Source organism: Streptomyces sp. NPDC054834, from assembly GCF_053611185.1.
The window spans coordinates 55,827-73,631 of record NZ_JBSGZV010000035.1 but is presented as its reverse complement, the minus strand read 5'-3'; the positions used below and the strand labels follow the sequence as shown (position 1 = coordinate 73,631).

The 17,805-nt window shown below is 69.0% G+C and carries 12 protein-coding genes and 2 pseudogenes; 9 read left to right on the top strand and 5 right to left on the bottom strand.

Annotated features, from left to right (window positions below):
* Positions 1-25 precede the first annotated feature (25 nt).
* The 5 genes from ACWGJM_RS34705 (at position 26) to ACWGJM_RS34685 (ending at position 9,841) form a co-directional block, all read left to right on the top strand.
* Positions 26-1,672: a glycoside hydrolase family 27 protein gene (locus ACWGJM_RS34705; RefSeq protein WP_453415731.1), complete on the top strand. Its 1,647-nt coding sequence runs from the start codon at positions 26-28 to the stop codon at positions 1,670-1,672.
* 125 nt (positions 1,673-1,797) lie between these two features.
* Positions 1,798-3,330 carry an arabinofuranosidase catalytic domain-containing protein gene (locus ACWGJM_RS34700; protein WP_453415730.1) on the top strand — a complete coding sequence of 511 codons (1,533 nt, stop codon included), beginning with the start codon at positions 1,798-1,800 and terminating at the stop codon, positions 3,328-3,330.
* 143 nt (positions 3,331-3,473) lie between these two features.
* Entirely contained in the window at positions 3,474-5,306 is a 1,833-nt protein-coding gene (locus tag ACWGJM_RS34695; protein WP_453415729.1) for an RICIN domain-containing protein, read from the top strand.
* A gap of 78 nt (positions 5,307-5,384) precedes the next feature.
* Complete coding sequence (locus ACWGJM_RS34690; RefSeq protein ID WP_453415728.1) at positions 5,385-7,793, top strand: ricin-type beta-trefoil lectin domain protein; 2,409 nt, start codon at positions 5,385-5,387, stop codon at positions 7,791-7,793.
* 65 nt (positions 7,794-7,858) lie between these two features.
* Entirely contained in the window at positions 7,859-9,841 is a 1,983-nt protein-coding gene (locus tag ACWGJM_RS34685; protein WP_453415727.1) for an alpha-L-fucosidase, read from the top strand.
* Positions 9,842-10,449: 608 nt separating this feature from the next.
* On the opposite strand, the pseudogene ACWGJM_RS34680 reads toward ACWGJM_RS34685, so the two are convergent.
* Positions 10,450-10,779, bottom strand: a pseudogene (locus ACWGJM_RS34680) (PP2C family protein-serine/threonine phosphatase); the annotation flags it as partial.
* 320 nt (positions 10,780-11,099) lie between these two features.
* Here ACWGJM_RS34680 and ACWGJM_RS34675 point away from each other — a divergent pair.
* From ACWGJM_RS34675 to ACWGJM_RS34665, 3 genes are read left to right on the top strand one after another with little or no spacing between them, the layout of a single operon-like run.
* Positions 11,100-11,690 carry an RNA polymerase sigma factor gene (locus ACWGJM_RS34675; RefSeq protein WP_453415726.1) on the top strand — a complete coding sequence of 197 codons (591 nt, stop codon included), beginning with the start codon at positions 11,100-11,102 and terminating at the stop codon, positions 11,688-11,690.
* Positions 11,681-12,340 carry a hypothetical protein gene (locus tag ACWGJM_RS34670; RefSeq protein ID WP_453415725.1) on the top strand — a complete coding sequence of 220 codons (660 nt, stop codon included), beginning with the start codon at positions 11,681-11,683 and terminating at the stop codon, positions 12,338-12,340. The genes ACWGJM_RS34675 and ACWGJM_RS34670 overlap by 10 nt, the downstream gene beginning before the upstream one ends.
* The gene (locus tag ACWGJM_RS34665; RefSeq protein ID WP_453415724.1) at positions 12,337-12,714 is read left to right on the top strand and encodes a hypothetical protein; all 378 of its coding nucleotides are present in this window, start codon (positions 12,337-12,339) and stop codon (positions 12,712-12,714) included. Before ACWGJM_RS34670 ends, ACWGJM_RS34665 begins: the two co-directional genes overlap by 4 nt.
* Before the next feature lie 436 nt (positions 12,715-13,150).
* Here the strand turns inward: ACWGJM_RS34665 and ACWGJM_RS34660 are convergent.
* From ACWGJM_RS34660 to tnpA, 3 genes and pseudogenes are all read right to left on the bottom strand, one after another.
* Positions 13,151-13,669 (bottom strand): annotated as a pseudogene (locus ACWGJM_RS34660) (methyltransferase domain-containing protein); the annotation flags it as partial.
* A gap of 160 nt (positions 13,670-13,829) precedes the next feature.
* Entirely contained in the window at positions 13,830-15,068 is a 1,239-nt protein-coding gene (locus tag ACWGJM_RS34655; protein WP_453415756.1) for a PP2C family protein-serine/threonine phosphatase, read from the bottom strand.
* 646 nt (positions 15,069-15,714) lie between these two features.
* Complete coding sequence (tnpA, locus tag ACWGJM_RS34650; RefSeq protein ID WP_453415723.1) at positions 15,715-16,143, bottom strand: IS200/IS605 family transposase; 429 nt, start codon at positions 16,141-16,143, stop codon at positions 15,715-15,717.
* Between the two features lie 49 nt (positions 16,144-16,192).
* Between tnpA and ACWGJM_RS34645 the strand changes: the two genes are divergently transcribed.
* Positions 16,193-17,407: an RNA-guided endonuclease InsQ/TnpB family protein gene (locus ACWGJM_RS34645; RefSeq protein WP_453415722.1), complete on the top strand. Its 1,215-nt coding sequence runs from the start codon at positions 16,193-16,195 to the stop codon at positions 17,405-17,407.
* Positions 17,408-17,557: 150 nt separating this feature from the next.
* Here the strand turns inward: ACWGJM_RS34645 and ACWGJM_RS34640 are convergent, their stop codons facing one another.
* Positions 17,558-17,695, bottom strand: a complete 138-nt coding sequence (locus ACWGJM_RS34640; RefSeq protein WP_453415721.1) for a hypothetical protein — start codon at positions 17,693-17,695, stop codon at positions 17,558-17,560.
* Positions 17,696-17,805: the final 110 nt, after the last annotated feature.

Sequence of the window (17,805 nt, the reverse complement as noted above, 5' to 3'; positions counted from 1 at the left end):
GCCCAGGAGTCGATGAATCATGCCCATGACCACTGAGAGAGCCAGGCGACTGCGGCCGCTGCCCCCGCTGCTGTCGTTGCGCCGGGCCCTGGCGCTCACCTTCTCGGTCGTGCTGCTCGCCGTGGCCGCCCCCCTCCTCGCCCTCGACACGGCGCAGCCCGCCGCCGCGCTGGGCAACGGACTCGCACTGACCCCGCAGATGGGGTTCAACGACTGGAACGCGTACGGCTGCGATGTCTCCGAGTCGCTGATCAAGTCCACCGCGCAGGCGATGCACACCAACGGCATGCAGGCGGCGGGCTACTCGTACGTCAACATCGACGACTGCTGGATGACCCACAGTCGCGATTCCGGCGGCCACCTGGTGCCGGACCCGGCCAAGTTCCCCGACGGCATCAAGGGCACCGCGGACTACGTGCACTCGCTGGGGCTCAAGCTGGGAATCTACGAGGACGCGGGCACCGCCACCTGTGCGGGGTATCCGGGCAGCCTGGGGCACGAGGCCACGGACGCGCAGTCGTTCGCTTCGTGGGGCGTGGACTATCTGAAGTACGACAACTGCAACAACACAGGGGCGCCCGCGCGGACCCGGTACACCGCGATGCGTGACGCCCTGGCGGCCACCGGCCGGCCGATCCTGTTCAGCCTGTGCAACTGGGGCCAGGAGAACGTGTGGACCTGGGGCGCGGGCGTGGGCAACAGCTGGCGCACCACCGGGGACATCAGCGCGAACTTCTCCAGCATGCTGTCGATCTTCCACAGCAACGTGGGGCTGGCCTCCTACGCCGGCCCCGGCCACTGGAACGACCCGGACATGCTGGAGGTCGGCAACGGCTCGATGACGGCCACCGAGAGCCGCAGTGAGTTCAGTCTGTGGGCGGAGATGGCCGCGCCGCTTGTCGCGGGCACCAACATCCCTTCAGCCAGTGCGGACACCCTGTCCACGCTGACCAACTCCCGGGTGATCGCGGTCGACCAGGACCCCCTGGGCAGACAGGGCACCATGGTGTCGTCCTCGGGCGGCCTGGACGTGCTGGCCAAGCCGCTGGCCAACGGCGACGTGTCGGTGGCGCTGTTCAACGAGACCGGCTCGACGGCGACCATCACCACCACCGCGGCCGCGATCGGGAAGACCGGGGCGTCCGTCTATGCGCTGACCGACCTGTGGTCGGGGGCGGCCTCGACCACCTCGGGCACCATCAGCGCCACGGTGCCGGCGCACGGCACGGTGATGTACCGGGTCGCGGGCGGTACCAGCAGCGGCGGCGGCACCAGCGTGACCGGTGAGCTGCACGCGGTGGGTGCGGGCAAGTGCCTGGACGTTCCGAACTCGACCACGACCGCCGGAACCCAGGTGGAGATCTGGAGCTGCAACGGCGGGGCCAACCAGACATGGACGCACTCCACGTCCAACCAGCTCACCGTCTACTCCGGCAGCCGCCAGATGTGCCTGGACGCCTACAACAACGAGACCACCCCGGGGACGAAGGTGGAGATCTGGCCGTGCAACGGCCAGACCAACCAGCAGTGGACGCTGAACTCCAACGGCACGATCACCGGCGTCCAGTCGGGCCTGTGCCTGGACGTCACCGGAGCGGCCGACGCCGACGGAACCCTCGCCGAGCTGTGGACCTGCAACGGCAGCAGCAGCCAGCGGTGGACGCTGGGATGAGTCCCCCTGCGCGCACCGGCCGGGTCGTCCGGGCCTGCCCGCCGCGGACAGCCGGGCGCCTCCGCATCGACCACTGGCAGCTTCGGCGCCGCCGTGGGGGCGGCACCGCCACAGAGGAGGTCTCCATGCTCGGACCAGCCATCGATCGCCGGCGAAGGCGATGGAAAGCCGTGCTCCTTGTCGCCCTGGCGATGGCCGTGGCCGCGTTCGGCGCACCGGCGTTCGCCACATCCCCGCAGGCCGGTACGACCGCCACCGTCCACCAGGAGGCCCACCGCGCGGCGGACGCGTCGCTTCCCTGTGACATCTACGCCGCGGGCGGTACGCCATGTGTGACGGCGCACGCCACGACCAGGGCGCTTTTCGCCTCGTACAACGGCCCGCTGTACCAGATCCAGCGGTCCTCCGATCACAGCTACCGTGACATCGGAGTGCTCAGCGCGGGCGGTTACGCCGACGCCGCGGCCCAGGTGTCGTTCTGCTCGGGCACGTCGTGCACCATCACGAAGATCTACGACCAGACCACCCAGCACAACGACCTGCCGATCTCCTGGGGCGGCTTCTGGAAGGGCCCCGGGCCCAACGGATCCGACGTCGGGGCGGACGCCATGGCCCTGCCGGTGACCGCGGCCGGTCACCAGGTCTTCGGTGTCAAGGTCAAGCAAGGTGTCGGCTACCGGATCGACCACGCGAAGGGCGTGGCCACCGGTTCCCAGCCCGAAGGGATCTACATGGTGACGTCGTCGAACTACACGAACCAGTGGTGCTGCTTCGACTACGGCAGCGGTGAGAACTCCCACACCGACACCGGCAACGCCACCATGAACGCCATCTACTGGGGCAACGCCTGCTGGTTCAACGGATGCACCGGCAACGGCCCGTGGGTCGAGGCCGATCTGGAGAACGGCATGTACCACACCAACACCGGCTCCAACAAAGACCCGGGCAACACCGGGGTGCACTACCCCTTCGTCAGCGCGTGGCTGAAGAACAACGGCACCAGTAACTTCACCCTCAAATACGGCAACGGCACCAGCGGCGGCCTGACCACCACCTTCTCCGGTCCCTTGCCGAACGGCTACTCGCCGATGAAGCTCGACAGTTCGGTGCTGCTCGGCACCGGGGGCGACAACAGTCCCAATGGCGTGGGCGAGTTCTTCGAAGGCGCGATGACGGCGGGCTACCCCTCCGACGCCACCGAGAACGCCGTGCAGGCCGCCATCACCGCAGCCGGCTACGGGGTGGGCAGCGGCGGTGGTGACACGACGGGTGCGCTGCGTGCGGTGGGCGCGGGCAGGTGTCTGGACGTGCCGGGCGCGTCCACGACGCCGGGTACGCAGACCCAGATCCGGGACTGCACCGGCGCGGCGAACCAGACCTGGTCCAAGACCGCCTCCCAGGAGCTCACCGTGTACTCCGGCGGCAGCCGGCTGTGCCTGGACGCCTCGGGCCGGGGCACCAGCCCCGGCACCAAGGTCATCACCTGGACCTGCAACGGACAGACCAACCAGCAGTGGAACATCAACACGGACGGCACCATCACCAACGCCCAGTCCGGCCTGTGCCTGGACGTGACCGGCGCCGCCACCGCCAACGGCACCCCCGTCGAACTGTGGACCTGCAACGGGGGATCCAACCAGCAATGGTCACTGGGCTGACCACCTGAGGGACCCGTAGCACCCGGCGCCGGGGCGGCACCCGACCACCGCCCAGGCGCGTCACCGCACCGCCCACGCGCGGGAGCCGGTCCCGTCCATCACGCGCGCCGCAGCGCAGCGGCGCCGAACCGCAGGAGGATCGGATGAGGACGAGAGCGAGGCCCGGCCGCCCGGTAGTGGCGGTCGGCATCGTCCTGGCGTTCGTGCTGTCGCTGCTGTCGACGACCGTGAGCCAGGCCGCCGCGGGCGAGTCGCTGAGCGTGCACCTGGCCTCGACGCGGGGACCGTCGACCGGCGTGGGGGAGGGGTTCCTCTACGGCATCAACCAAGACGGCAGCCAGCCGGCGGACCAGTTCATCCAGCCGCTGGGGATCAACGCCTTCCGCGGCGGCGGATGGTTCTCCGGCGGCTGGATCAGGGACGGCTACCAGTACGGCTCGGCCACCCGGGCCGACCTCGACTCGATCACGGCGCAGGCGAAACGGCTCACCCGGCCGCCCTATCACGCGCAGTACCAGGTGCTGGTGAGCGACATCTACGGCGCGAACGGCGGCCAGCCGTCGAACACCAGGTACCCGTGCGACAACGGCGACTGCTCCAACTGGGTCAGCTTCATCGACTCCACGGTGGGAGCGCTGCAGGCTTCGGGACTCACGTTCGCCTACGACATCTGGAACGAGCCGGACATCTCCGCCTTCTGGACCCGGGGTGTGAACAGCGACCAGTACTTCCGGATGTGGGACACCGCCTACCGGGAGATCCGGCGCATCGCCCCCGGGGCACAGATAGTAGGGCCGTCACTCGCGTTCAACCCGCAGCACAACCCGGGTGAATGGCAGACCTGGTTCGCGCACGTGAAGGCGGCCGGGACGGTGCCGGACATGATCACCAACCACAACGAGGGCGATGTCGACGACCCGGTCACCGTCGCGCGGACCCTGAACAGCGACCTGACCGCGGCGGGCATAGGCCCGCTGCCACTGTCCTCGAACGAGTACCAGCCGGCCGACCGGCAGACCGCCGGTGTGACGGCCTGGTATCTGGCGCGGTTCGCGCAGTCCGGGTACACCAACGCGATGCGCGGCAACTGGGTGTGCTGCGTCACCCCGAACCTGACCGGAGTCCTCACCCAGAGCGGGGGGAGCTGGCAACCGACCGGCAACTGGTGGGCGCTCAGGGACTACGCCGACATGACCGGCACCCTCGTCGACACCTCCGGCCAGGTCGGCTCGACGGCGATCTCGGCCTCCGAGGACTCCTCCGCCAAGCGAGCGGTGGCGGTCATCGGCGACTCCAACGGGTACACCGGCGCCGCGTCCGTGACCTTCGACGGGCTGGCTTCCGTACCGTGGCTGGCGAACGCCGGCGGCGTGCACGTCACCGTGCACCGCATCCCGGACCAGGCACCGCTCGGCGCCCCGCAGACGGTGTACGACCAGAACGTGAGCACCTCGGGCGGCTCGATCACCGTGCCGCTCACGTTCCAGGGCGCGCACGACGCGTTCTCCGTCTACCTGACACCGGCCTCGGCCGGCGGCGGCGGCTTCCCGGACGGCTACCACCAACTCGTGGTCGCCGCCAACAGCCTGTGCCTGGATGTCTACGGCAATTCGAGCAGCGCCGGGGCCGCGATCGACCAGTGGACGTGCAACGGGCAGGGCAACCAGCAGTTCCGGTTCGTGCCCGCCTCGGGCGGCTACGGCGAACTGCGGGCCCAGAACTCCGGCCTGGACGTGGCAGTGGCCGGCAGTTCCACGGCGGCGGGCACCCCCGACATCGTCCAGCAGACCCCCGGCACGGCGGCGGGCAGCCTCTGGCTGCCCGTGCGGCAGTCCGACGGCTCGTACGAGTTCCAGAACAAGAACAGCGGTCTGTGCCTGGACGTCTACGGCGCCGGCAGCAATCTGGGCCAGCAACTGGACCAGTGGCAGTGCAAGAACGCTCCCGGCACGAACCAGGACTTCACCCTCCGCTGACCGCACCGCCATCGGGCCCCGTGGCCGCCCCCGCCATACCGGCCACGGGACACCTCCGATCTGAGAAAGGAACCCACCGTGTCATCATTCAGCCGGTTGTTCCGGCGCCTGCGCGCCTTGACGGCCGTGCTCGCGGGCCTCCTCCTGACCGCCGGCGGCATCGTGGCCACTGCCGCCGTGCCCGCCCAGGCCGCCACCTCCGTCACGATCAACGGCTCGTCCGGCGGCCGGACCTTCGACGGCGTCGGTGCGATCAGCGGCGGGGGCGGCAACAGCAGACTCCTGATCGACTATCCCGAGCCCGAGCGCGGCCAGATCCTCGACTACCTGTTCCGGCCCGGCTACGGCGCCTCCCTGCAGATCCTCAAGGCGGAGATCGGCGGTGACACCAACTCCACCTCGGGCGCCGAGCCGAGTCACCAGCACACCCGGTCCGACCTGAACTGCGACCGGGGCTACGAGTGGTGGCTCATGGAGCAGGCCAAGGCGCGCAACCCGGACATCAAGCTGTACGGGCTCGCCTGGGGCGCGCCCGGCTGGATCGGCGGCGGGAACTTCTGGTCCAACGACATGACCAACTACCTGCTCTCGTGGCTGGGCTGCGCCAAGCAGCACGGGCTGAGCATCGACTACCTCGGCGGGTGGAACGAGCGGGGCTACAACGTCTCCTGGTACGAGCAGCTGCGCGGCGCGCTCAACAGCAACGGCTACGGAAACGTCAAGATCGTCGCCGCCGACTCGGACTGGTCCGTGGCGAACGACATCAACTCCAACCCGGCGTTCGCCTCCGCGGTGAGCGTCATCGGCACGCACTACCCCTGCGGCTACCGGTCGTCCCAGTCCAACTGCTCGGTGCCGTCGGCCGCCACATCGTCCGGCAAGCAACTGTGGGCGAGCGAGAACGGCTCGGACGACTACAACGGGGGAGCTCAAGCCGTGGCCCGCGGCATCAACCGCGGATACATCGACGGCCGGATGACCGCGTACCTCAACTGGCCGGTGGTCGCCGCGATCACGCCCAACCTGCCGTACCCCACCATGGGTCTCGCCCTGGCCTCGCAGCCCTGGTCCGGGCATTACACGATCGGCAAGAACGCCTGGGTGATGGCGCAGACCAGCCAGTTCACCGCCCCGGGGTGGCACTACCTCGACGCCTCCAGCGGTTACATCGGCGGCAACCGGAACAACGGCAGCTACGTCTCGCTGAAGTCCACCAACGACTCCGACTACTCCACGGTCATCGAGACGATGGACGCCGGCAGCGCCCAGACGCTGAACTTCAACGTCACCGGGGGGCTGTCCACCAAGACCGTCCACGTCTGGTCGACCGACGTCACCTCCGGCAACCCGGCCGACTACTTCGTGCACACCACGGACATCACCCCGTCCGGCAGCGGCTTCAGCCTCACCGTCCAGCCCGGCCGCGTGTACACCCTGACCACCACGACCGGTCAGGGCAAGGGCACCGCCTCCGGTCCCGCCCAGGGGAAGCTGAAGCTGCCGTACAGCGACTCCTTCGACAGCTACGCCACCGGCACCGAGGCCAAGTACCTCATGGACTGGCAGGGCGCCTTCGAGGCCGTGGGCTGCGGCGGCGGCCGCAGCGGCAAGTGCGTGCGCCAGATGAGCCAACAGAGGCCGATCACCTGGGACGCGCTGACCGATCCGCACGCCCTGCTCGGTGACGTGAGCTGGAGCAACTACACGGCCTCGTCGGACGTGATGCTCGAACAGCCCGGATACGCCGAGTTGATCGGCCGCGCGGGCGGTCACGACTACGACCGCACCGGAGGGCTGAACGCCTATCACCTCCGGGTGAGCGACACCGGGGCCTGGTCGATCCTGAACTCGAACACCAACGGCAACGTCTCCACCCTGGCCCGCGGCACGACCGCGGCGCTGGGCACCAACCGGTGGCACACCGCGGCCCTCACCTTCTCCGGCACCACCGTCACCGCCGTCATCGACGGTGCCACGGTCGGTTCCGTGAACGACCGCACCTGGGCCGCCGGACAGATCGGCTACGCGACCAGCCAGGGCGAGACGGCACAGTTCGACAACCTGTCCATCACTCCCGGCAGCGGCGGCAACGACGGCGGCACGAGCGGCGCGATCGTCGGGGCCGGTTCCGGGCGGTGCGTGGACGTGCCGAACCAGTCGCAGACGGCCGGCACCCAGGTGGCGCTATGGGACTGCAACGGCGGCAGCAACCAGCAGTGGACGGACACCTCGGCCGGTGAGCTGCGGGTCTACGGCAGCGACTGCCTGGACGCCTCGGGCCAGGGCACGAGCCCCGGCACCAAGGTGGACATCTGGGGCTGCACCGGCGGCGGCAACCAGAAATGGACGATCCACGCCGACGGCACGATCACCGGTGACCAGTCCGGCCTGTGCCTGGACGCCACCGGCGCGGGAACGGCCAACGGCACCTTGCTGCAACTGTGGACCTGCAACGGCAGCAGCAACCAGAAGTGGACGCGCGACTGATCCGGTGACCGGCTGACGATCAGCGACTCCCGCATCACCTCCGTCAATTCCCCGAAAGGCCCCACATGTCTTCCTCTTCCCTGCCGCTCAGCCGGCGCCGACTGCTGTCGGCGGCCGGCGCGGCCACGGCCTTCGGCCTGCTGCGGTTCGCCCCCGAGGCCGCCGCGACCGACGGCCCCGGAAGCTACACCGCGAGCTGGTCCTCCGTGGACCAGCACCCCCCGGCCCCGGCCTGGTTCCAGGACGCCAAGTTCGGCATCTACTACCACTGGGGCGTCTTCAGCGTTCCAGCGTTCGGGAACGAGTGGTATCCGCGCAACATGTACATCGGCGGCTCCGCCGAGAACCGGCACCACATCGCCACCTACGGCGACCCCTCGGTCTGGCCGTACAACAACTTCATCGACGGTGCCCGCGACAAGGCCGGCAACCATGTGCAGTTCGCCCCCAAACCGGCCTCCCAGGGCGGCAACTGGGACCCGGACGCCTGGGCCCGGCTGTTCAAGTCCGCGGGCGCGAAGTTCGCCGGGCCGGTCGCCGAACACCACGACGGCTTCTCCATGTGGAACAGCCGCGCCAACCCGTGGAACTCGGTCCAGCACGGCCCCAGACTCGACCTCGCGGCGCTACAGGCGCAGGCCATCCGCGGGCAGGGGCTGAAGTTCATGGCCTCGCTGCACCACGCCTATCACTTCAACGGCTACTACGACCACGTGCCGTCCCAGTCGGACCCGACGCTGCGCATCCTCTTCGGCCAGCAGGGCTCGGCCGCGGAGAACAAGCTCTGGTACGACAAGCTGATCGAGATCATCGACGGATACCAGCCGGACCTGGTCTGGCAGGACTTCGACCTGGGCCTGGTGCAGGAGTCCTACCGGCTCCAGTTCCTCGCGCACTACTACAACCAGGCCGTCTCGTGGAACAAGGACGTGGTCGCGACCTACAAGGACGGCCTTGACAACAAGGGCGAGGTCTACGACTTCGAGCGCGGCGGCCCGGAAGGGCTGCTCACCCCCTACTGGCTGACCGACGACAGCATCTCCTCCTCCAGTTGGTGCTACACGGTGGGCATCGGCTACTACTCGACGCAGGCACTGCTCCACTCGCTGATCGACAGGGTCAGCAAGGGCGGCAGCATGCTGCTGAACATCGCTCCGATGGCCGACGGCACCATCCCCTCCGGGCAGCAGTCCATCCTGCTCGAAATGGGTGACTGGCTCGGCCGCTTCGGAGAGGCGGTCTACGCGACCCGTTCCTGGGCCAGTTATGGCGAGGGCCCCACCAAGATGGGCGGAGGCTCGTTCAGCGGACCGGTGGCCGGCAAACCGCAGGACATCCGGTTCACCCGCAGCCAGGACAACAAGGTCCTCTACGCCACCGCGCTGGGCTGGCAGGGCGGAACCATGACCATCACGACGCTGAACTCGAACCAGATCAACCTCAGCAGCCTGACAGGCGCGCAACTCCTGAACAACACGGCCGGCACCTACATCAATCTGCCCGCACCGGCCCAGGATGCCTCCGGCCTGCACCTCACCATGCCCTCGTCCAACCCGCCGTTCAGCGCCCTGGCGTACACGGTCAAGCTCACCTTCTCCGGTCAGATCCCCGTCCTGGGCGCGCCGGGCGGCTCCACAACCTGGGTCAGGATCGCCAACGTGACCAGCGGACTGGTGCTCGACAGCGGGGGCAACGTAGCGTCCGGCTCCAACCTCAAGCAGTGGAACTACGACGGCAGTACGAACCTGCAGTGGCAGCTGATCGACCTCGGCAACGGCTACTACCGCATCATGAACCGCACCAACGGCATGGCAGCCGACAGCTGGGGCAACTCTGCCAACGGCTCTCCCGCCCGCCAGGAGGCGTGGAACGGTGGCAACAACCAACAGTGGTCGCTCAACAGCCTCGGTGGCAACCGCTACCAGATCGTCAATCGGGGCACCGGCACCGCCCTTGACGGCAGCGGTAGCACCACGGTCGGCTCGACCACGGTGATGTGGACACCGAACTCCAGCACCAACAACGAATGGACCATCACCGGGGTATGAACCGCCACAGCGGCAGTGCGGGCCGCACCGTGGCGGATACCGTCGTACACGAGGGCCGGCGATCGTGCCTCTTGGGAGCGGGCCGACGCGTACACCGCCCGCGCCGACCGCGGGCCGTACGCCTCGGGCCGATGGACTTCCACCACACACCGCAGGGCGGAGCAGCGGATGGCCGCAGACCTGTCCAGGGGGCTGGACTCTCGACGGCGGTACTGGCGGCCAAGGACGCACCGCCCGCGTCGAGCGGCAGCGCCAGCCGTCATCACGCTGCGGATCTACGCGCACCTGTGGCCGGGCGAACTGCACCCGGTCCGTCATGGACGCCGTGCTCGGCGGCCTGCGGGCCGGGTGCGGACCGCAGGCCGTGCGATCAAGAAGATCGCAGGTCAAATAGCATGACTGGTTCTGGCCGGGCGGGCCCTCGGCGCTGGGGACAAGGTCCCCAAGGTTGTCGACAACGCCGGGCCGCATCCACGAGCCCGGGGACAGGTCCGCGCCATGCCCGTGACCATTGACCGTACGACATCGAGCAGGCGCCGGCCGCGAGTCCGGTCAGCCCGAGCCGCGTCACTCGATCAGGGGTTCAAGGCGGTTCAACCAGGCGATGAGCTGGTCCGGGGCTCCTGACCGCCGAAACCGACGGGGAGCGTCGTCGGCCGCGCAGCGGTTGTACGACCGCGGATCAGCAGAGGAGCGGGATGTCCCGCGTTGACCCACTGAAGCCGGCCCCCGGCTGTCTCGAGCCGCATCGTCTGAGCGGTCGCGAAGTGGTCGGGGCCGAATCTCCGACAGGCCGACACTGATCGTCTGGCATGCCGGTAGGCCCCGATGACCACCGTGGCCATCGTGGCGGCATCCAGTCCGTGGCCCATCGCGTCGATCATGGCCGCATGGAGGACACCGCCATTGAGGGCGTAGTCGAAGCTGTCGCCGGTCATGCCAGGTGACTCGCGGGCGGCCATGCCCGCGAGCTTGGCCACCACCCCGTCCGCGATGGTGGTCTTCCCCCGTGTCTCGGCCGGAGCCCCGGCCACGGTGCGGCCCTTGGGCGCGCTCATGCCCGCCTCGGGCCTGCTGCCCCCGCCGACGCTGGTGATGTTCTCCGTCATGACGGTGATCGGTCGGTCGGGCACCGGTGCGGCACCCGTCGAGAGGTTGGATACAGAGGGCGGCGCATTTCTCACACGCATCGAGTGTGATGTGCATCACATGGAGCCTCTCGGGTACGCGGACTGTCCGAGCCTTGTGCGGGAGCGCCATGATCGAACGCACTGCTTCCCCACCGCTGGGGCGCGACCTGCTGGGACGCGACCTGCCGGACGGCCTCCTGGCCGTACGGGCGGCCGAGGGGGACGAGGACTCCTTCGCCGTTCTCGTCCAGCGGCACGGCTCGTCCCTCCTCGCCCTGGCCCGCGGCATGCTCGGCAACCCCCAGGACGCCGAGGACGCTGTTCAGGACGCCTTCGTCAGCGCCTGGCGGCGACTGCCGGAATACCGCCACAGCGCGGAGTTCCGTACCTGGATGTACCGGATCACCGTCAACCGATGCCTGACCATGCGCCGTCGCCGGCCGCCGCCCCTCTCCCTTGACACCGTCGTCGAGCCCGCGGCGGGAGATGCCTGGAGCCAGCCCGCCCGATCCGCCGAGCAGGACGCGGCCACCGCCGCCCTGTCCCACGCGCTCGCCGAACTGGACGCCGGGCAGCGGCTCTGCTGGATCCTGAGAGAAGTGCAGGGCTTGCCCTACAAGGAGATCGCCCAGGTGACGCGGACCAGCGAACAGACGGTGCGCGGCAGACTGTTCAGGGCACGCCGATCCCTGCAGGAGGCGATGGGCCCATGGCGCTAGACGACCCGCACGCGCGGCCCTCCGAACCTCTCGGAGCCGATGGGACCGGACCCGAGCCGGGTGCCGCCGACGTCCCCCCGTTCGCAGGTGACGAGGTCCTGCCCTGCGGCCGACTGCTCAGCCGGGTCTGGGAACAGACCCGGGACGCGGCGCCGACCGCAGACCCGCACACCGTGTCCTGTCCACACTGCCGCGAGGCCGCCGAGGGACTGGCCGCGGTGAACGCGGCCACCCAAGCGCTGCGCGCCGAAGCTCCCGGCCTCCACGCACTCGCCGACCGCGTCATGAACATCGTCAGAGCAGAGGTACGGCTCGGGCGGCTGCTGCCCCTGGCCGACCCGGACCGGGACCTGCGGATCGCCGAGAGCGCCGCGGCGAAGGTACTCCGGCAGGCCGCGGACACCGTGCCCGGCGCCTGGGCCGCGACCTGCCGGCTCGTACCCGACGGCGAAGGCACCGACGTGCGGGTGACCATGACCCTGGCCGCCGCTCTCGACCGCCCCCTGCCCGACCGGGTCCAGCAGGTGCGCCGATCGGTCATCCACTCGGCCGTACAGGACCTGGGTCTTGCCGTGACGGCCGTGGACATCACCGTGGTCGACGTCCTGGAGCCGGAACCGCTCCTCCCGCCCGGCGGTGGTCCATCATGACCGTCATCCGCACGACCACCGTCCTCGGCGTCGCGGTCGAGGCGGCCCTCGCGGTTCCCGGCGTAACGGGCCTGCAACCCCGTCTCTCCCGTCGCCTCGCGGCAGCCGCCGCGCCCACCCTGACAGACCCCACGCCGTACCACACATCGCCCGAGGCGGGTATCCGCGCCGGCCGGTCGCCGGACGGTTCGGGATGGCACATCGAGGTGCGCTGCGTCCTGTCCGAGAGTCGCCGGGCGCTGGACGTGGCCCAGAACGTCCACGACCGGGTGGCGGCCGCCGTCATCTCCCACCTCGCCGCCCTCGACGCCGTGGAGCGGGTCACCGTCGAGGTCACGGTGACCAGTATCGCCACCTGGCACGACGGGGCGTGAGTCCGGGCCCGCTGCACCACGCGTGAATCCTCCGGGAGCAGTTTCCCGAAGGACCAGCAGGGGCTTGCTGCTCATCCCCGCTTCGGGCGGGTTACCACCTGCCTCCAGGGCATTTCTCCGCAGGAAGACGATGAGCCGTGGGAGCGTGTAGATCGGCTCTGTGCGGGCACGCGACAGGTGGCGCTGGGGCGAGTAACGCGGCGGCACGGCATCGATGACCGTGCCGCCGCGCGGCTTTCCAGCCCTGGAGAGCTGAACAGCACTGGGTTGCGACATCTGTCGCACCATCTGCTGCTGACGTCGCCGTTGCGGCCGCTTTCGCCCACGTCCCTTGGCTGGAGTGAGGGAAAGGGAAGCGTGGCGGCGCCGGCGGGGGAGAGGTTGGGGCGGGTCGCCGCGCAGGGCCCTAAGTGTGCGGAGTCCTGCCCGCGTGGCCTCAGTTCTGGCAGCCGCAGCCGGACGCTGTCTTGGCCTCGGTGACGGTCAGGGCGGGGTCGACGGAGGTCTCGCCATGGTTGCAGCAGGCATCGACGCCGCAGCACGCGCCGGCCGGCTCCGCCGGCTCGGAGGGGGGTTCCGTGGCCGTCGGCTTGGTGGCTCGGACGATGGCGGAGTGCATGCCGTCGGTGACCTGGTGGGTCTAGGTGATCTCGATGCCGGTGAAGCCCGCGGCTTGCGGCCCTGAGCGGTATTCGGCGAAGGACAGCGCGCCTGCGATACAGCCGACGTGGTCGCCACGCTCGGCGCGCTGCTCGGCGGTGAGGGTGTCGTCGGCGACGACATCGGAGACGCCGATCCGGCCGCCGGGCCTCCGGAGGCGGTAGGTCTCGGTGAAGAGGGCGGCCTTGTCGACGGACAGGTAGATCACGCAGTTGGAGACCACGCCGTCGATGGTGTTCGCGGGCAGCGGGATGGCCTCGATGGTGCCCCTGAGGAACTCGACGTCTGTGGCGCCGTAGTTCGGCGACGGCGGTGGGGTTGCCCCAGCCGCAAGCACCACAGGCCAGGCGCCCACGCCCACCGCCCCAGTTGACCACGCGGGCACCGCCATGAGCGCTCTCCTGGACGGCGCCTGGTGGCCCTGCTCGTGCAATCTCTTCCGAGGCAGTGTCGGTTCATTCCATGGTGGCGAGGTGGTCGGCGGCGCCGCCGCGCCACTCGATCAGGAAGAGCGTTGCGTCGTCGCTGGTGATCCCGCCCCGTTCCTGCTTCAGAGTGTGGGACAGGGAGCGCACCATCGCTCGCACCCCTTCTTCGGCCTGCTCGGTGCGGTTGACGCAGTCGATGAGTTGTTCCTCGCCGAACTGCTCGCCGCCGGCTGCGTGTTCCTCGATCACCCCGTCGGTGAAGCACAGCACACGGTCGCCGGGCTTGAGCATCAGCTCGCTGATCTGGGGCTGTTCGCCGCCGAAACCGACCGGCAGGGTGGTGGGCCCGTGGAGTTGCCGGACGACCTCGCGGTCGCGGATGAGCAGCGGTGCGGGATGGCCCGCGTTGACCCACTGCAGATGACCGGTGGTGACGTTCAGGTGCATCATCTGCGCGGTGACGAAATGATCGGGCCCGAACTGCTCGGCGATGGCCCGGTCCATGAATGCATACTTTTCGGACAGGCTGATGTCGGCGCGTCGGGCATGCCGGTAGGCACCGATGGCGACGGTCGCCATCGTGGCGGCGTCCAGGCCGTGGCCCATCGCGTCGATCACGGCGAGGTGCAGGATGTCGCCGTTGAGCGCGTAGTCGAAGCTGTCCCCGGCGACGTTGTAGGCGGGCTCGAGGATTCCGGCCACCGCGACCTGCGGGACGGCCATCGCCAGCGGCGGCATCAGGGACCACTGGATCTCCGCGGCCACGCTCATCGGTTCCAGGCGCCGGGCCAGGAAGAACTGGTCGGCGTAGCTGTGCTTGGTGACCAACATGTCGGCGACCAGGCCGGCGAGCCTGCGCAACAGACGCCGGTCATCGTCATCGACGGTGTCCAGGGTCAGCGCCATCACCCCCACCTGGTCGCTGCCGTTCAGCAACGGCAGGAACATCCGGACGCCGCCGGCCTGCTGAACCTCGACCGGGACCGCACGCAGGAACGCGGTGCCGGCGTGGGAGTCACCGATCGGCTCGGGCTCGCCGACGACCAGCCGCCTGCCGGGCAGCGGCACCAGATACAGCTGCCCATAGTCCTGCAAGAGGATCGAGACGTCCCGGCCACCGACTTTGCTGACCTCCTCCACGATCAGCGGAGCGATGAGCTGCGGCGGCATCTCGTGCGCGCGGTCGAGTAGCACGCCCAGCAGCCGCTCACCGAACCCTTCCGACCGATCCACCGCGCTGCTGTCAGGCCGTTCATCGTCCGCCATACCCGCGTCGTCCATGTCTGCCTCCAGGGGTTTCACCGGGCACGGTGGAGGCCCGTTTCGGTGGCCACGCGGACCCGCTCGAAGACCCACTGACGCGATTTGTACACACGGACTCCTGACAAGACCGTGATCAACCCGCACAGCCTGACCAAGCCAACCGGCCCAACGAGCCCATTAGGCCGACAGCGGCATGTCACACCCGGCCAGAGCGGGCGTGAACGACGAGTCGGCTCGTGCTCGGGTCGGCAGGCTCGGGAATGATTCCGTCCTGGGCGTCTCCTGACGAGACGGTCGGGAGACGTTGTGTGTGGTGTTTCGATGGTCGAGATGACCGCTTCGGGCCCGGCGGGCGTACCCGATCCGGATCGGCTTGGTCGCCGCGGCGGCCGGCACCGCCTCGACGGGCGGGCCCGGATTCCACGGCCGGCCCGGGGCCCCGGCCTCGGACACTGGCACCGCGAGCTCGTCCCGGAGTGCCGCGACGAGGAGGTAGCCACACTGCACCCGCCACCGTGATCGCCTGAGACGGACCCTCGGTCCCATCCCTTGCTTTTCGCAGGGAATCCCGGCCTTCAGGCCGGGCGGGAATGCGATCCTCGGTCCGAAGGTCCGAAGCGCGGAGTTCTCTGTGCCTGTGGGGTGACGGTCAGGCCGGCCGCTTCTGGCTCTCGATGTAGTCCTTGACGATGCTCAGCGGTGCGCCGCCGCAGGACCCCGCGAAATAGGAGGGGGACCAGAACACGGATCCCGTGCCGATCCGGTTGATCCGGCCGGTGTACTCCGCGCGCAGGTAGCGGGAGCTGACGCCTTTGAGGCTGTTGACGAGTTTGGACAGGGCGATTTTCGGCGGGTAATGCACGAGCAGGTGGACGTGATCGCCTTCACCGTTGAACTCACGCAGCTCGGCCTCGAAGGACTGGCACACGTCCCGCATGATCTCCTCGCAGCGCGTCAACATGTCGTCATCGAAGACCTCCCGCCGGTACTTCGTGACAAACACCAAGTGTGCGTGGAGGTTGTGGACAACGTGGCTTCCCCGTCTGACGTCGGGATCTGGTTCCCAGCGTGGTGACATACACCAAGTGTAGTAGGATCGACGAACTCGACCGGAGGGGGTGGGCTGGATGATCCGTGCGTACAAGTTCCTCCTGCGGCCCACCGTCCGTCAGGCGCAGGCACTGTCCGAGATGCTGCGGGATCACTGCTCCCTCTACAACGGGGCCTTGCAGGAGCGGCGTGACGCCTACCGGCACCCGTCGAAGACCAGCGTCAAGTACGGTGACCAGTCGGCGCAGCTCAAGGGCATCCGGGCGTTCGACCCCGAGCGTCAGGGCCGCTGGTCCTTCAGCTCGCAGCAGGCCACCTTGCGCCGTCTCGACAAAGCGTTCGCCGCGTTCTTCCGTCGGGTCAAGTCCGGTGACACGCCGGGCTATCCGCGTTTCCGTGGGGTGAACTGGTTCGACACGGTGGACTTCCCGAAGGACGGGGACGGCTGCCGGTGGGACTCCACGCCGCGCGATGCGACCACCCGCGTCCGCCTCCAGGGCGTCGGGCATGTGAAGGTCAACCAGCACCGGCCGGTGCTCGGCAAGGTCAAGACCGTTTCGGTGAAGCGTGAGGGCCGTCGGTGGTTCGTCGTACTGACCGCCGAACAGGAACGGCCGGAGCCGCTGCCCGCGACCGGCAGCGTGGTCGGGATCGACCTGGGCATCGCGAACTTCCTCGCCGACTCGAACGGCGATTTCGTCCCCAACCCCCGCCACGGGCGTAAGGCCGCGGCGAAACTCGAAGCCGCGCAGCAGGCCCTGTCCCGGTTCCCGCGCCGCAAGGCCAAGGACCGCACCGCCAACCACCAGCGCGCTGTGGAGAAAGTCGCCGAACTGTACGGCAAGGTACGGCGCCAGCGCCTCGACCACGCACACAAGACCGCCCTCGGCCTGGTCCGCGCACACGATTTCATCGCCCACGAGGACCTCAAGATCCGCAATATGAGCAAGGCTCCCGCGCCGAAGCCCGACCCCGACCAGCCGGGCGCGTTCCTGCCCAACGGGGCCGCCGCGAAGGCAGGGCTCAACATATCGATCAACGATGCCGGTTGGGGGGTGTTCCTGACGATCCTGCACGCCAAGGCTGAAAGCGCCGGACGGGAAGTGATCGCCGTGGACCCCCGCAACACCTCCCGCACCTGCCCCGCATGCGGGCATACCGCCAAGGAGAACCGGCCCACCCAGGAAAAGTTCCACTGCGTCGCCTGCGGCCACACCGCCCACGCCGACACAATCGGAGCCACCAACGTGTTACGGGCCGGGCTGGTCCGTCGCCACGCCAACCCGGCATAGCGAGAAGCCCCGTCCTTCAGGACGGGGAGGAGTCACATGACGGCGAGACGGCGGGTGCGGCGACCCTACGCGAAGTGGCACCACTTGACGGAATGCGACGGTGGCTACGTCACGTCTCGTCGACGGAGACGAACCGGGCCGACCCCACACTCACTCCACGTCCCACGGGGCGCCCGTAGGCCGGCTGCGTGCGACCGCGACGGGGTCGACGACTGTACAGCGGAAGGCGACCGTGACGGGGAAGTCCCGGTCGCCGCCGGCCGCCGTCAGCTCCCAGTGGGCAGACACCAACCTGTCCGGACGGACGTTGAGCCAGAGTTACGGCAGTGCCCCGCGCCGGATCAGCCGTCCCGGTCCCGTACACCGCGTCGACCCAGTGCACCAGGACCTGGCCGCGC

Excerpts from the sequence above, each read along its gene's own strand:
- ACWGJM_RS34705 (WP_453415731.1), top strand. The coding sequence starts at position 26 with ATGACCACTGAGAGAGCCAGGCGACTGCGGCCGCTGCCCCCGCTGCTG.
- ACWGJM_RS34700 (WP_453415730.1), top strand. The coding sequence starts at position 1,798 with ATGCTCGGACCAGCCATCGATCGCCGGCGAAGGCGATGGAAAGCCGTG.
- ACWGJM_RS34695 (WP_453415729.1), top strand. The coding sequence starts at position 3,474 with ATGAGGACGAGAGCGAGGCCCGGCCGCCCGGTAGTGGCGGTCGGCATC.
- ACWGJM_RS34685 (WP_453415727.1), top strand. The coding sequence starts at position 7,859 with ATGTCTTCCTCTTCCCTGCCGCTCAGCCGGCGCCGACTGCTGTCGGCG.
- ACWGJM_RS34675 (WP_453415726.1), top strand. The coding sequence starts at position 11,100 with ATGATCGAACGCACTGCTTCCCCACCGCTGGGGCGCGACCTGCTGGGA.
- ACWGJM_RS34670 (WP_453415725.1), top strand. The coding sequence starts at position 11,681 with ATGGCGCTAGACGACCCGCACGCGCGGCCCTCCGAACCTCTCGGAGCC.
- ACWGJM_RS34665 (WP_453415724.1), top strand. The coding sequence starts at position 12,337 with ATGACCGTCATCCGCACGACCACCGTCCTCGGCGTCGCGGTCGAGGCG.
- ACWGJM_RS34655 (WP_453415756.1), bottom strand. The coding sequence starts at position 15,068 with ATGGCGGACGATGAACGGCCTGACAGCAGCGCGGTGGATCGGTCGGAA.
- tnpA (WP_453415723.1), bottom strand. The coding sequence starts at position 16,143 with ATGTCACCACGCTGGGAACCAGATCCCGACGTCAGACGGGGAAGCCAC.
- ACWGJM_RS34645 (WP_453415722.1), top strand. The coding sequence starts at position 16,193 with ATGATCCGTGCGTACAAGTTCCTCCTGCGGCCCACCGTCCGTCAGGCG.